This window comes from Pseudomonas sp. S11P7, from assembly GCF_023195435.1.
GTDB lineage: Bacteria > Pseudomonadota > Gammaproteobacteria > Pseudomonadales > Pseudomonadaceae > Aquipseudomonas > Aquipseudomonas fluorescens_G.
The window spans coordinates 3,691,093-3,705,575 of sequence record NZ_JALPKS020000002.1 but is presented as its reverse complement, the minus strand read 5'-3'; the positions used below and the strand labels follow the sequence as shown (position 1 = coordinate 3,705,575).

Genomic DNA, 14,483 nt, shown 5'->3' with positions numbered 1-14,483 from the left:
TCGACAATCCACCATACGGCACGCGGCAAGGCGCGGCCTGTGATGGGGTGCAAGTCGGTCAGGTCGGCGTGGGCTGTCCAGCCGCGAGGCGAACGGTAGGCGTCAACCTCGCGCTCGGTCAGTCGTTCGCGTAGCGCGAACGGCTGGTGCTGCCACGTCGGCGCATCGTAGAAGGTGCTTTTCTGCGCCGCACATTGGCGTGTTTCAAGCGGCGTTGCACCACCAGCGGCGTGACGCTGATATCTGCCGCAATGTCCTCGATGGGGCGACGGTCAGTTCCCCGTACTGGCCCAAGGCGGGCTTGCGGCGCTCGCCAGCGTTCGTGAGGTACTGAAGCATGAACACCTTGCGGCCCGCGGGGTGATCTTGCACAGGAAGCCGGACACCACGGTGTCCTGCAGTTCGATGGCGTTGGCCTGGAGTTGCGCCACATCGACTGCGGACTTGGTGAGCTTAATTTTCGCTATGATGACTCCTCGAAAAGCCCGGTTTTCAAGAGCCGCATGGGAGCCACGCGAGGGGACGCCGGGTCAAGTTTCGGAAAGCACTGGCATATGATGGAAGCGAATAAGCTGTTGATAAATATGCTGTATATAGTCAAGGTGCGTACCAGCGAACTGCGGTACTGGAGTCATCGTGAAACAAAAAGGGCCCAACTCGCGTAGGGCCCCGTGATGCGATTGCAGCGGTGAGGTAACGATCAAACTCCATCGTTCATGCATCGTGAGTCATCCATTATCATCTGCTTCCGTTGCTGCTCCAAGTTGAGTACAAACTCCGAGGCGCTTCGGGCCTGACCACTGGCGCGAAAGATCGCGCGTTTGTCAGCCTTGAGCAGGCCGAGCCAGGAGTCGATGTAGCCCTCGTGTCGTAGCTCCCCCTGTATACCGGCGTAGGCACATAAAAAAGCAGCGCCCATCTCTGCGATCAACTCCTCAAACGCGTAGCCTGGCGAGCCGAACGGACAGGCAGAGGTCACGCCTTCGCGCTGCAACCGTGTGTGATGCCCGGTCCAGTGCGTCAGCTCATGAAGTGCAGTGGCGTAGTAACTGCCTTCATCGTGAAATTGTGCTTTTGTCGGCAGTTGGATGAGATCCCTGATAGGGTGGTAAAAGGCTTCGTCGGCAGGCCGATGAACGACGCGTGCACCTGAACTTAACAGCAGATCTTCCGCGGCTCTGTTGAGCTGGAAGGGATCACTCTGTTCCGTCTCGAGCAAGGTGTCATTGAGCATTTCGAGCCCCTCCGTTTGCTCGATGTTGAACAGAAAATGCGTCCTGAGAATGCCGAAGTGAGCGATCTTAGGTTGACCGTTTTCATCGAGTACGGGTTGGCCTGACTCGGTCTGTTCCTCGCGCTCCATCGGCTTGTAGAGCACCGCCAGAGTGCTGTGCTCACCCTTACGAATGTGCCCGCCAGCTTTTTTGGCTTGACTGAAAGTCAGCCAACGATCTTGAGTGAACCCCTGCAACCTGGCCTCGGCCCAGAGCAGCGGTAAATTGATGCCCGAATACGGACGTCGCGTGATGGCGTTGACGGGGTAGGGTTGATGACCGATGTGAGCGGAGCCACTTGAGGACCAGGGTTTGATCCAGGGTGCAACGCCTTGGTCTAACGCAGTTACGATCTTGTCAGTTACGTCTTGGTAGATATCACGCATGGCAATTCCCTCGAGAGAAAAACGGAGGAACGCCGTGCCCGTCGGGGAGGGGTCCCCCGATTGGGTGATGTGCTGGATTGATGCAAGTCTTGCATGTCGTTCGAATGTGGAGTTGAACACCGCTAATTGCGCTTAGCGCTGGTGTTCTCCTACAAGCGCTATCAGCAAGGCGCTAGGCTGACCTGGCTCTTGGAGTAGGCTCAGACTCAATTGAAGCAACGGCTCGTTGTCTAAGTGATCGGCTGTTTCAATAAGCATTACCTCGAACATCACGTAAGGCTTGTGTGGATAGGCCAGGTGGGCTTCGAAGGCTGCTCGCAATATATGGCTCAACCTATCGACCTGCAGCTTTTCAGAGTGATCGGATTGCTCGAGCATTATTGCGCGCTGCCACGCGCCAGGAGTGAACACGATTGGCAACCGAAGGGTCTTCAGTGTTTCCGGTGTAAGTGAAGTGGGCATGGTATTTCTCCGTTGAAAACGCGAAGAAACCTGTCCCGTGCGGAGAAAGATTTCCCCGCAGTGGGTTGAAGAAAATCAAGAGGGCTTACCTCACGAGCAGAGCTCGAAAGGCGCTCATAAGAGCAGTAGGCGTTCATTCCCGTAGAAACGGTCACCGTGCGAGCCACCGAACGCTAATCGCACTTGGGGGAACCATCATCGAAGTGACGTAGCCTTGAAGGTTCTGGCTACCTGGGAAAGTGCTGTCGATAACAGCGATCCGCACCTTATATTTAGCCGGACGATTTATCTGGGTCAATCGCTGTAGCGACCATGTTTCGCGGGGCTTGTCTTCTGGCTTCCAATGAGGATTTTTCGATCAGGGAAACTGATAAACGGTCAGGCATGGGCCGTTTTCAGTAGTAGCCTATTCCTCTAGGCTAAACCATGAAAACGCTCAGAAGAGGGCGAGACTATGCCGACTCAACAACCTGTTCAGAACTCACGTGCCCACCGCTGGGCGTATGCCTGTGGTCTGTCGGTGAAGCGTCGTTACCGTAGGTTGAAAACTTTTGAATCCCACGTGGTTGAGCGTGCCGAGACCGCAGGTGTGCCCGCTGGTAAATTTCTTGTTCGCGGGAGTTTTCTGACTGCTAAGTTCGCTCTGTTCGGGGCATTTCTTTTTGTCAGTTTCTGGTTGTTTGTGCTGGTGTGCACAATTGTCGTATTAGCAGCTATCCCATTGCAGGATCCAGACACTCCAGGTAGTGACGATCTCGATGATCCAATGCTTAGAATGTCTTGGCCTGAGCGTTACGATAAATGGGGTTCTCTGAAGTAGGCTCATGGTTATTTTGAGCTCAATTTACCCGAAACAACTCTTGCACCGCTCATCAACTGAGAGGTCCCGTTAGAGCTTGCTGTCTGTGCTGCGTGGGTTCCCCTGCTGAGCATTCCTTCTACGCCTGAACCTACGCTGTATCCTGCCCAACTCATTGCCCCGAGAAACAGCATCGGTAGCACGATGAACATCGCCCCCATCACATACTCGATCACCTGCGCGGTGACAGTCCCATCCATAAACCCAGATGTGGGCAGCGACAACAGCACCTGATTGGAAGCCGAAACCTGGTGGTACAGAGTATCGAGCATGCTGGTGTCGACCCATCGGGCCAACTCCCACCAAAAACTCAACATGTGCAGCGTGAACAGCGCAAACGTCACCGTCATGACGGTCTTCAACTGGTAGGTACTGACCAACAGAATCATCGGCAAGCTGATGATGACGCCCATAATCAGGAAGGCCTGCACCATTGGCAGGGCAGCGCGTAGCGCATTCATCGCCGGGAAGTTGCTGAAGGAACCGAGGGCCAACCCGGTGTTGGTGGCCAGGTTATTGAGCCCCTGATTGATCGAGCCGCCACGAGCGCTGGAACCATAGTCCTGGTACACCTGTCCGGGCGACATGGACATCGATTGCTGGCGCGGACTTACCAGTTCGCGCAGGGTGGCATCCTCGATCTCGTTGCTCGAGCGGCCAGTCAGCCAACCTTTCAGCTGAGTCAGCAGCGAAGGATCGACCTGCTCGATCAAACGCTCGCGCAATCCGACACCGCTATCGCTCCACCACTGCTTGCAGGTGGGGTAGCCCGCGCCATTCTCCAGCCGAGGCAAAGAAACATCGCGGCTTTCGTCATACGGCCAGTTGATGCGCGGTGTGCGTGAGCGATCGGTATCGTAGTAGCCGTGCGTGTCGAGTAAATAGCTTGAGCCGATCCAGGACGCATCATGACTTTGTGCCTTGTCCAACTGCGGGCGGTTGGTGAACAGCCGAGAGCGGGAATAGCCATAGCAGTCGCGGGTGAAGTCGGCGACCTCCTGCAGCAGTACTTGACTGTCGATGCGCGAGCTGTCGATCTCCATGCGCATTTGTCGGATATCCGGTGCGCAGGGGATGGAGGCGGTGGCCGCCGCGGTTACCCCTTTGCTCAAGGCATGCACCAGAAACCACCAGATCGGCACATTGGCGGAGCGCCCGCCGATGGTATTGAAGGTCGTCCCCAGGTAGTTTCCGCTGGCTTGGCCACACTTACGCCGCAGCGCTGACTCGCCGCATCATCGAACGCCATTGAGGCGATACTCAACGGAAAGACAGGTGCGCAACCGAACAAGACGACGATGTAGGCCAGCCACAACCGGTTCTCTATCCGTGGCACCGAGAGCAGCCCCTTGTTGCCTTCGTCCGCGCCTTGCTGACGTGCAGTCAACCATTCCTGCAAGATGATTGCACCAAAGGGCGCGGCGAACAGCCCTGTGTCGGACAGGACACTCCAGAGGCCGTTGTTGATGATCCAGGCCAGGAGAGAGAGGTAAAACTCCAAGTAACTGTTTGTGCTCATGAGCATGGTAATGACCTCACAGTCGGGTGAGCTCGACGCAGATAAAGAGCAGGAGCCCTAATGTCCCTATGCGTTTTATGCGCCGTCGATCCTGTGGTCTGCATCGGTAGCGTCGAAGCAGATCCCACCAGAGTGTAAAGAGGCCGCCGTAAAGCAGGGCACGCCACCACCGCAGATAAGGCTGTGCGGATTCGAATGCCTGCTGCCAGGCGTCGAAACTACCCAGCGCGGTACGACCGATCCAGGCGACCAGTGAGGCGGTCAGGATCATCACCGCAACCATCCCCAGACTCGAAAGCAAAGTGAATAGCGGTGAGCGTTTCATGGCTCACTTGCGCCTGGCGTCAGCATCATTGAGTCGACCCGGCTCAGGGTCACCTTGCTCGACGGTGCGCGAAGCATCGGCACCACCCGCATGTCGGTCGAGCACGAGGCTGGCGGTGTTGGTAGCCAGCATTTGTCTAACCTGCAGTTCGGTCTGCAGCAGGCGTATTTCGCGCTCCAGCGCGTCGATGTTTTTCGTCAAGGCGATTTGGGCCGGTTCGGCGGAGGCGATGTTCGGTTCGTGACTGCCCGCCAGCAGCGTGCGCAGTAGCAGAAACGCCTTGTCGAGTACGCTGGATAGGGCCGTCTCACTGGCCAAACGCCGTGCCAGCAGATCCTGGTCGGGATCGTCACGCAGGGCTTCGACCACACCTCGGGTCACCGGTAACATCGGGCTGGAGGCTTTAGCCAGATTGTCAGAAGTAGGCGGCAGCGAGCCGGACAGCAACCCTTGCATTGCTTTGAGGTGTTCGCTGTAGGTCTCCTGAATCAGCGGCGTCAGTCCGCTGCCAGCGGTCGCACGCAGGGTTTCGCAGCTGTCACAGGTCGAGACTTTGCTCTCGCCCAACACGCGAATGGCCCATTCGGATTCCTCTTGGGGCGAAGCCCAGGTCTGACAAATAGTCCCACCTAAGCAGTCGCTGCTATTGATTGAGGTGCTGTCATCTACTGACCGGTTATGCAGCAGGTTATAGCCCGCGCGCACCGCGTCGGAAGTCACACGAATGGGCGTCTGCCCATTGCCTCCAGCCTTCGAGCCGCCGACCCAGGACACCCCATTGTTGCCGTTACGGGTCTCGGTATTTTTCACCGCGGCCACCGCATCACCACCGGTTTGCTCCAGGTTGCCCTGCATCTCCTCGTTTTTGGCCAGCGCGCCCCAGCCGGCCTGACCGACCTTGTCCGCCATCTTTTCGGCCATGGCCTGGCAGCTCAGCTTGGAGCGGTCGAAATCGATGCGCCCCTGCATCACTCCGTTACTGAGCAACTCATAGAGACCTGGGTTGGCGCGCTGTATGATCAAGGCCGGCAGCGACATAACGGCTTGGGTCGCGTTTTGCACAATGCTGCCCATGATTTGCTGGAAGCCTTCGGTGGCGCCGTTCAGCTGGTTTTGCAGGGTGTTGGTAAGGCTCATATTTCCGCACATCATGTTCGCTCGCCAAGACCCGCCGACACCGAGACCACTGGGTCGGTAGAGCGAACTCGGTGCACCGACTGCCGAGCCGCCACCAATGGTGTACATCACTCGGTCATCGAGCACTTCGCCTTGAGTGCCAAGGCGGTAATCGCCTTCGGCGGCGTGGGTATGCGTGGCCATGGTGAGCATTCCACAGAACAACAGACCCATCGTGCCCAACCATGGTCTTGCGAAAAGCTGACTCATGAAGCACCTCCTTCAAAGTCGATGCTGAACAGAAAGGTTTGCCCCTCACGTTTGCAGCAGCTATAGGGACGCCAAAGCGACCAGGCGTAGCCGCCATCCGCGCTCTGGACTGGATTGCTGGGGAAGATGGCGCACGTGGCTTGAATTTGGGGGAGAGCAATTGCCATCTGTGGGTCGAAGCGTCGTTTTCGACGATAGGGCCAGGCGGCCAGTAGCCGTCGTGTCTGGCTGGTGTGAGTGGTACATACACATGCGGCTGCCAGTTTCGGGTAACCACATCACCGGCCCGTTGTGCCATGACTGCGGCTGCCTTGAAATCGTCGGGCTGTACCAGAAAACCCTGCCTGGGATAAACGTTGCCCCACATGTTTCCTAAAACTTGACTACCGACTTCGCGGACTCCGGGCACAAGTGACTCTGGGTAGAAATTTTCCGGGATGCCATGGCGCCAGGCCAGTGAGTCCAGGGTACTCAGGTAGTAAGGTATGAATGCTGTTGCACCGCTGGCGCAGGCATAGCCGGATTGCGAAGCCAGTTGCGTTGCGATCCAGCCGCCGGGGTGGCCGATGCCATCGACGTTCTTGAAGCGGGTCAGGTTGTCGCGGTGGGTGTTCGGGGTGATCAGGTTGCCGCCACCTTCCGCACCGCTGATGGGAGAGGAAAGGGTGGCCATCTCGGTCCAGGGGTTATTGCCCGTGGCGGTGTAGCTTGAGACCACCAGTTCAGGAATGAAATGACGAACCTTGGTCGAGGTTTTGACTGTGCAGCCGAACGGCGTGCAGAGCAACCAGAAGCAAATGCCGACGACCCTGTATTCGAGGCAGTCTGGCGAAAGCACGGAGGACGTGATGCTTGCGGTGTCCAGAGCCACGCTTGGGCCGCATGCCAGCAGGATGCTCAGTGCCAAGGGTCTTAGCTTTGCGGGCGATATTGGCGAGCAGACGGCAGTCATAATCCAGGCTCAATATGTATGGCCTGGGCAGATTCAGTGAGGGGCTGGAGATTGTCAGCGGAAATTATGGCAGCGGGTGTATCGGGTTTGCGAGACGTGAGACTATTATTTGACGTGAAGGGAGCTGCTCAGGATGTCGGGTTCCACAAGTAACTGATCTGCGGTAATTTCGAAAATATTGGCGAGCTTGCACAGAACCAACAGCGACGGATTGCCCGTGCATCGTTCGATTTGACTGACGTAGGTGCGATCTACCTCGGCCATGAGCGCGAGCTGCTCCTGGGTAAGGTTCTTCACGCGTCGCATCAAGCGGATGTTTTCCGCCAGCTGCAGACGAAGTTGTTCGTAGTCTTGAGTCATGCGCGCAAATTGCGCCTTGAGGGACTCTCAATCCACGGGATATAGTCTGCATTGGCACTGCTCTATGCCATTTGAATGCTTATGGCTGGTACCTGAAGCCTAAATGTTTTCGAAGCTGGCCTTTGCGTCTGAAAATAGATCATAAATTTAGGGTGTATATGGACGAAAACTACATTTCAATTCCGCCGGCGGATGGTGGTCCAAGTCTTCTGACGCCGTGGGGTAGCGAATTTTCCTCAATGATTGAGCGCGGCGTGCAATGCGCGCAGGCATGGCTTGATGCACCTGGCGAAATTCCACTGTGGTGGGAGCTGGCGCAAATCCGCAAGACTTTTCCTGTTGGTGACTGTCAAGATGCCTTCGAAGCCGCCTTCTTGTTGAGGATTCAGCAGCGGCTTCGGGGTTTACCGCAATAACTGGTCACTCGCTTTAGAGCGAGAGGCCTGAACAGATTCCCCTATGTTGGATCTATTCCTCGCATCCTATCGATCCGTTCAGCTACGCGATACGCCGCTTCCAACTCTGAGCAGACGTTCTCCTGCATCAGTGTCCAGCGCTCGGCTTTCTCCTCGGGCTCAGTCATGGCCAGAGCGAGATAAAGACTGGGTGGTACGGCCCGAAACAGCGTCTCAATTTTTTTCGATAGCACGACCCCTTCAGTGTACTTCCCCGGCTCCTTGCCAGCGGACAGCAGCAAGGCTTTTTGCGCAGGCGTGAGCTTTTTGAACCGTGCGATTTCCTCAATCTCCGCGGGCGGCATATTCAAGCAAATCCACCATTCGATCATGTTGAGCATGGTCTGCGCAGCCGTTGGAAAGTCGGCAAGGTTTTGCGTCGCCAGCCAGAACCAGGCGCCGAGCTTGCGCCACATCTTCGTGCCCTTGACCACGAAGGGCGCCAGCAGCGGGTTCTTGGTAATGATGTGCCCCTCGTCGGTGACCATGATGATTGGCCGGCCCAAGTACTGGTCGCGCTCGGCGAGGTTGTTTACGGTGTTCATCAAGCTGATGTAGCTAATGGACATCTGAGCCTCATAGCCTTCGCGAGCGTAAGTGGCGAGATCGACGATGGTCACATCGGTCTCGGGCCAAGGCGTGCCTTCACGATCGAACAGTTCACCCTCGAAACCCTGGCAAAACAGGTCCATGGACTCGCCCATCTCCTGGGCACGCTCGCGACGTTTCTCTGGCAAGTGCGGGTCGGCGGCGACGCGCAGCAACGCGTCGCGCACGTCGCGGGTCAGTACCTGGCGCTCCGCTGCGACACAGGTCTGTGCCGCATCCAGGATGCACTCGCGGATCAGGCTGCGATCGGCTCGACTCAGGCGCGCCTCTTCCTTGGCCTCGCCGCCGGTGATCATCAGGCGGGCGGTGATTTCCAGTTCGCCGAGAACATCGCGCTGGTCTTCGCGACTGGTTACCACCTCATCGTCCAGCTCATCGATAGACAGACTTGCTACCTGATCCGGCTGCTCGACCAGGCGCCAAGCGTCGGCGAACGGTACGAGGCTGACCGAGGCGCCAGGTTTCAATTGGACCTTGTTGACCGACAGGCCCTGTGTCGCGAAGTAGTCGCCCTGCAAGCCGAATGAGTTGCCAGCCTCGACGATAAACAGGCGAGGGCGGTACACCGCCGTGACCTGCATCAGTAAGGTGACCAGGGTTGCCGACTTGCCGGCACCGGTGGGGCCGAACAACAGCAGATGACCGTTCATGGCCCGGTCCAGCCGTGATAACGGATCGAAACTTAACGGCGAGCCGCCCCGATTGAACAGGGTGATACCCGGGTGGCCGGTGCCAGTGCTGCGGCCCCAGACTGGAACGAGGTTCGCTAGGTGCTGGGCGAACATCAGGCGGGTGTACCAGTTGCGCGTGTCGCGGGCCGGGTTGTAAGCCATTGGTAACCAACGCAGGTAACTGTTGCAGGCGGCGACTTCATCGCCTTCGCGTACCGGTTGCAGCCCCGCACCCAGCAGCGCGTTGGCCAGGCTGACGGAGCGCTGGTGCAGTTGCTGTTCATCATGACCGCGTACGTAAAACGCCAGGGTGCCGCGGTATAGCTTGTGCTGGCGACCGATGATCGCACGAGCCTCTTCAACATCCTGACGAGTCTGGGTCGAGGCCAGGTTTTCACCGATGGCTTTACGGGACAGGCGGTTCAACTGATCCTCGAGTACATCCTGTGGTTTGACCACTAAAGTCAGACTCATTACCGTACCTTCGGGTAACTGGTCGAACAGGGCATTCACCGCGTCGCCCTTGCGGGTTTCGCCAGTGAGTTGACCAATCAAGGGCGCTCGGCGCAGCTTGTCCACCACCATCACCCGATGGGGCTGATCGTCGAAAAACCAGAGTCCGCATTGCACATCCGAGCGCGGTTCGTTAAAGAACAGGCGCTCGGCGAAGTCATGATCGAAGGGCAGTTCCAGCGACTCGCCATCACTTGACTCCGGATAGGCCACGCATTGGTAGAAATCCTCGGGCGCTTCATCCGTGAGCCTGGGCGCCGGATTGAACCAGGGCAACAACCAAGCATACAGACCGTGGCCATCGACTCGCGCCGATTGCACCCCGCATGCCTGCAACGAAGCCACGATACGTTCGCAAGCCTGTTGCAGGGATTGCGCCGGGGTAAGTCCCGTCTCCTCAATGCCATCCTCAAGCCAGCGATAGATCACCAGGCGCACCCGTCGATTATTGCCGCGCCAGGGCAGGCGCGTGACGGCCTTGTCCTCGAACAGACCTCCCGGCTTGGCGATGGCTTTCAAATGTCGGTGAATAAGCTCCTGGTACGCTTCGGTGAAGACCGTGCCTCGCGCGCTGTCCTGAATATAATCCCTGAGCCGGTTCAGATACGGGGTGAAGTCGTTGTCGTCCTGGCAGAAAAATTGCGCCACCCAAGGTGCTTGGTCCAGCTCGTCAAAGCTATCCTGCAGGGCATCTTCGAGGGCATCGCGGGCTGCCATTAGCCAATCGGGTTCGCGCCCTTCGGTGCCGATGGGCAGTAACTCGAACACCGCACCTACAGAGCGATTGTCATCCAGTAGAAAACACTGCTCGGTGTCGAGGTATTCAACCCAGGGTAAATGATCGGTGAAGCTGGGATTGTGCGCATAGAGCGCAGCTTCATCGGCCAGCGTGGCGCGGGGGCGCAATGGGTTGCGCCAGGCTTTCCATTCAGACGTGCAGTTGCCCGTATCGTCGCTACACATTACAGATCTTCCTGGCGTTCACCCGGCAGTGCGTACTGCACCCGTTGGTAGAATGGAAAGACGGTCGAGTACCCGGGCACTGGTGCCTGCTCGGTACCACTCAGATGCGGATACACGTACAGCACCAGATCTGGATTGGGCAGGCGAGGGAACAGGTTGCGAATTTCATTCTCTGCTGTACGCGTATACGGTTCCTGGAGAGACGCGGAGACATCTGCCTGAGCCAGCGGGCGGCGTAGCTGCTGCCGAGCCTCCAGCAGTTGCTGCTGAGTGCCTTGCGAACCGGCGCCGTTCCAGATGTCCAGCATGGTTTGCTTGCCATGGGGCAGAAGCGTGTCCTTGTCGGTGGAACACCCTGCCAGGCCCCAGCAGAACACGCTAATCCAGATTAGGTAGGGAGGCATGATCTTTTTCATGGCGAACACTCCGGCCCTTGGGCTCGTAGTCGATGTTGATTTCATGGTCGAGGTGCAGCGCGACTTGGGCGGCCGGTGGCACGTATACGGCAGCAAAGGCTTCGCCATACAGTTTGTTGATCCACTCACGGATGTCGCTGACCCCGCCACTGAGAATTGAATTCAGCGCGCCATTGCCACTGCTGCTGGTGACCCCGAGCGTACTGCCACCCGAACTGATCACGCTGCTGTTGTTCTGCTCATCCCCGAGCAAGGCGGCAACACCGGCGCCGGCGGCAGTGATCAAGCTCTGGCTGCCGAGGTACTGTTGAGCGTTCGAGCGGCGCTCACCGGCAATGCAAGGAATGCCATACGGATCGGACAGGTAACCGAGTCCACCACGGATCTTTTCGGTGTTCGAGCTCTGGGTGGTGGAGGCATTGCGGCTGGCTACCGCATTCGGCTGAGGCACCGTGCGGATGGTGCCATCGGTAAACACAAAGGTGATTGACTCGACCTGTCCGCGTACGCAGGACAGGGTCCAGTCACCGGACGCCGTGCCGCTCATCACGGCCCCCGCGACGTCCGGCAGGTCGATGCCGTTGGCGGTCAGGTTCTCCGGACCGACCAGCACCTTGAAGGGATAGGGGTCATTCACGGTGCCGTCCACCGGGACTCGACCGATCAGCGCTGTCATGGCGACCGAGCCCATCAGCGTGGCGTTTTCGGGGATCGTGTAGACCGGCTTCGCGCCTTCGGTACGATCAACGGATCGCGTCAGGTCGCGCTCACCCTTGGTAACTGCACGTAGCTGTTTCTGGCTGCGATCAATCGCGTTGTCTTTCAAGACTTCCAGAGAGTTGAAAGCGGTAGGCAGGCTCAGTGCGGAGGAAGTTGTGGTTTTGCCTCTGGCGTCGGTGGACGGAGCATCCGAGGGTTCAATCCACTGCAGCGCATCATTGGTAGAGTGTCGCCCTTCGAACTGAGCGCCGTCGCCGGGCTCAAGCCCCAATCCGATCGGCATGTCCTTGCTTTTGCCAGCCAGTCCCGACAACTGTTCCTGCAATTGCGTCAGCAGGCCGCGAGCCTGACGACTGTCTTGTTCCGCTTTGAGTCGGGCCTCGTTGGCGTGGCGGCGGCCTTCGTCGACCTGCTGGGTCACACTGCCAAGCGCGGTCTGGATACGCGAATCGACACTGTTTTCCCGCTCGCGTAGGCGGTTGTTTTCCGTCTGCAGTGAGTCATTGTGTTTCTTCAAACCGAGCATGTCGCTGCGCATGGCCTTCACCTGGCCGACCAGGGTGGCGACCGTGTCGCGTGGGGTATCGCCCGCAATGCCGAGCGACTTGGCTTGCTCGGCGGATAATTGAATATTGCCCTGATCAACTGGGTGCTCTGGAGAAGGTGTGCTGCCACCCGGGGCCCAGGTTTTCAGGATGATCAGCACCACGCCCAGCAGCGCAGCCGGTACCAGCCATTTGAGCAAGGCGTTAGCTTTCATCGTCAGCACCTCGCGCAACGGGCGGGAGCAGCACGGCTTGTTCGAGGCCGGCACCGCGAGTAACGAGATAGGCGATCGTAGTGTCTTCGGCACTGCCGACCAGCCCGAGGAAAGCATGCTGGAAGGCCGCGGCGAACAGCTTGGCCTGAAGCCGACGCGGATCGAGTTGCACCGTCCCTGGACCACGATTGCGCAACTTCACCGCCGTCACCCAGTAATCACCGAGTCGCCAGGCGGCGATGGGCGTGCTGGACACGTTTTCCGTCGGCAGCAGGGTTGGCAGTTCGGTGCGCAGCTTGAGCGGTACACGGCGTACGCCGGGCAGGGACTCCACGGTGCGCAGCGGCGCGTACAGGCTTTGCGCGGCGTAGCGCGTCAAAGCGACCGGGATCGGTGTGCGTTCCGGAACAGGGACGGCGCTAGATTCAGCTTTGGTAGCTTGCACCTGAGCATTCTTGAGAATACGCACGGGATCCAGCGGTTGATCGCCAGGCGTAGCCGCGATGTCCAGGAGGATGATCTCACCCGTCGCGACCGATTGCAGTTGCAGGCGGGTTGGTGCGATGGCTTCCGACGCGCGCAGGTACAGCGTGCCGCCGGTTGATTGCACGCGCAGCTTGCCCGTCAGGGTTGAGGGTACCCCGACGCGAACATCCTCATCGACAAAGACCACCCGCTCCTGATTGATCACCAGGGGACCGCGAGGGGAGGCGTTCCCAGTGCATCAGTTCGACGGCCCGCGCTCCGGCTCCCCATATCATCAGTACGACGGTGAGCCCCAAGGTAGACATCCGCTTCATGGCTCACCTCCAGGCAGGGAGATTTTTTGCGGTGTGCCCTGATAACAATCCAGTGCCAGCCCCCACTTGTTGCGTTCGGGGTCCAGGTCGAAACGCACCACGCGTAATGGATAACGCACCACTACCCGTTTCACCGGTTCGGCGGCGTAATACTCATCGGCGTTGAGGTCGAGCTTGACCAGCCAGCTGTCGCGGTCGAGTTGCTTGACCCTGAGTTCCGGATCTTCGCTGTAGCCGCGGCCCAGAATTTCGTAGACGCCACGCACCCGCTGGCGCAACTCGCCGGCGGCCTTGCGGTACTCGTAGTCACCGTCGAGGAAGGCCTTGCAGGCGGGTGTCAGGTAGGACTGCAAGCCATAGATGGCGCGGCGATAGTCCTGCTCGCCATCCGAGGGCCAGCGGTTGAGTTGGCCAAAGATATACAGGGCAAAGGCATACACATTCTCCGAGGGGATATCCCACCACTTGCGCGTGCTGCCCGAGCGCAGATCTGGCGGTACATGCACGGTAAGATCGGTCGGTGCCGAGCGCCAGCCATACCAGAGTCCGGCACAGAGCAGAGCAAGGATCACTACCGCCAGACGCAGGCTGAAGATATGGGCCTGTTGGGCATCGACCTTGTTCCGAAATCGACTCATGGTCGCCACCGGGACAGGGCAGGGCGTAGTCGACGCGAACGGCGAACCGTCCAGGCGCCGGAGTGCAGGATCAGACTTCCGCGACTCAGGCGCCAACCGCTGGCGAGTATCCATTCGAGTCTGCGGTACAACCAGGTCTCGGGGCGGGCCCGTTTGGCCCGACGCAGCAGTGTGCCCCCGGCAAATAACACCAGCGCCATGCCTGCGATCATGCTGGTCGGTGCCACGGCAACGGAAGCGGTGGCGATCGCCAGAGGAACGCCCAGCAGTAGGCCGATGACGGCGCCGGTGCCGAGTGCTACCCACATCTCATCATTGGTCAAACCGCGTAATACGGCGGGATCACGATTGAGTCGCTCTGGCAGAAAGACCAAGGTGCCGTCGGTAAGGCGTTCGATAGTGTCGTTCATCTCGA

The 14,483-nt window shown here is 58.6% G+C and carries 12 protein-coding genes and 4 pseudogenes; 2 read left to right on the top strand and 14 right to left on the bottom strand.

Going from position 1 to position 14,483, the window contains the following annotated elements; genetic code table 11:
• Positions 1–243: 243 nt before the first annotated feature.
• The 3 genes and pseudogenes from M0746_RS16990 to M0746_RS16980 form a co-directional block, all read right to left on the bottom strand.
• Positions 244–467 (bottom strand): annotated as a pseudogene (locus tag M0746_RS16990) (Arm DNA-binding domain-containing protein); the annotation flags it as partial.
• Between the two features lie 233 nt (positions 468–700).
• On the bottom strand, positions 701–1,660 hold the full coding sequence (locus M0746_RS16985) for an ArdC family protein (RefSeq protein ID WP_258450000.1): 960 nt from the start codon (positions 1,658–1,660) through the stop codon (positions 701–703).
• A gap of 132 nt (positions 1,661–1,792) precedes the next feature.
• Entirely contained in the window at positions 1,793–2,122 is a 330-nt protein-coding gene (locus M0746_RS16980) for a hypothetical protein (protein ID WP_258449999.1), read from the bottom strand.
• A gap of 454 nt (positions 2,123–2,576) precedes the next feature.
• Between M0746_RS16980 and M0746_RS16975 the strand changes: the two genes are divergently transcribed.
• Complete coding sequence (locus tag M0746_RS16975; protein ID WP_258449998.1) at positions 2,577–2,942, top strand: DUF3742 family protein; 366 nt, start codon at positions 2,577–2,579, stop codon at positions 2,940–2,942.
• An 8-nt stretch (positions 2,943–2,950) separates the two neighbouring features.
• On the opposite strand, the pseudogene M0746_RS16970 reads toward M0746_RS16975, so the two are convergent.
• From M0746_RS16970 to M0746_RS16950, 5 genes and pseudogenes are all read right to left on the bottom strand, one after another.
• Positions 2,951–4,506, bottom strand: a pseudogene (locus M0746_RS16970) (conjugal transfer protein TraG N-terminal domain-containing protein).
• A 10-nt stretch (positions 4,507–4,516) separates the two neighbouring features.
• Positions 4,517–4,825: a hypothetical protein gene (locus M0746_RS16965; RefSeq protein ID WP_258449997.1), complete on the bottom strand. Its 309-nt coding sequence runs from the start codon at positions 4,823–4,825 to the stop codon at positions 4,517–4,519.
• Positions 4,826–4,828: 3 nt separating this feature from the next.
• Positions 4,829–6,211, bottom strand: coding sequence for an integrating conjugative element protein (locus tag M0746_RS16960; RefSeq protein WP_258449996.1), 1,383 nt, complete (start codon positions 6,209–6,211; stop codon positions 4,829–4,831).
• Positions 6,208–7,163, bottom strand: a pseudogene (locus M0746_RS16955) (TIGR03756 family integrating conjugative element protein). Before M0746_RS16955 ends, M0746_RS16960 begins: the two are co-directional and overlap by 4 nt.
• A gap of 105 nt (positions 7,164–7,268) precedes the next feature.
• Entirely contained in the window at positions 7,269–7,523 is a 255-nt protein-coding gene (locus tag M0746_RS16950; protein WP_123480311.1) for a helix-turn-helix domain-containing protein, read from the bottom strand.
• 158 nt (positions 7,524–7,681) lie between these two features.
• Between M0746_RS16950 and M0746_RS16945 the strand changes: the two genes are divergently transcribed.
• Entirely contained in the window at positions 7,682–7,939 is a 258-nt protein-coding gene (locus M0746_RS16945; RefSeq protein ID WP_258449995.1) for a LasR-specific antiactivator QslA, read from the top strand.
• A gap of 41 nt (positions 7,940–7,980) precedes the next feature.
• Here M0746_RS16945 and M0746_RS16940 read toward each other — a convergent pair whose 3' ends face one another.
• The 6 genes and pseudogenes from M0746_RS16940 to M0746_RS16915 all read right to left on the bottom strand — a co-directional run bounded on the left by M0746_RS16940 (position 7,981) and on the right by M0746_RS16915 (position 14,478).
• Entirely contained in the window at positions 7,981–10,734 is a 2,754-nt protein-coding gene (locus M0746_RS16940) for a conjugative transfer ATPase (RefSeq protein WP_258449994.1), read from the bottom strand.
• Positions 10,734–11,150, bottom strand: coding sequence for a TIGR03751 family conjugal transfer lipoprotein (locus tag M0746_RS16935; protein ID WP_258449993.1), 417 nt, complete (start codon positions 11,148–11,150; stop codon positions 10,734–10,736). The genes M0746_RS16940 and M0746_RS16935 overlap by 1 nt, the downstream gene beginning before the upstream one ends.
• Entirely contained in the window at positions 11,113–12,630 is a 1,518-nt protein-coding gene (locus M0746_RS16930) for a TIGR03752 family integrating conjugative element protein (protein WP_258449992.1), read from the bottom strand. Before M0746_RS16930 ends, M0746_RS16935 begins: the two co-directional genes overlap by 38 nt.
• Positions 12,620–13,430, bottom strand: a pseudogene (locus M0746_RS16925) (TIGR03749 family integrating conjugative element protein). The gene M0746_RS16930 and the pseudogene M0746_RS16925 overlap by 11 nt, the downstream one beginning before the upstream one ends.
• Positions 13,427–14,068, bottom strand: coding sequence for a PFL_4703 family integrating conjugative element protein (locus M0746_RS16920; RefSeq protein ID WP_046816021.1), 642 nt, complete (start codon positions 14,066–14,068; stop codon positions 13,427–13,429). Before M0746_RS16920 ends, M0746_RS16925 begins: the two are co-directional and overlap by 4 nt.
• A complete protein-coding gene (locus M0746_RS16915; protein WP_258449991.1) occupies positions 14,065–14,478 on the bottom strand; it encodes a TIGR03750 family conjugal transfer protein in 414 nt (137 codons plus the stop codon). Before M0746_RS16915 ends, M0746_RS16920 begins: the two co-directional genes overlap by 4 nt.
• Between the last annotated feature and the right edge of the window lie 5 nt (positions 14,479–14,483).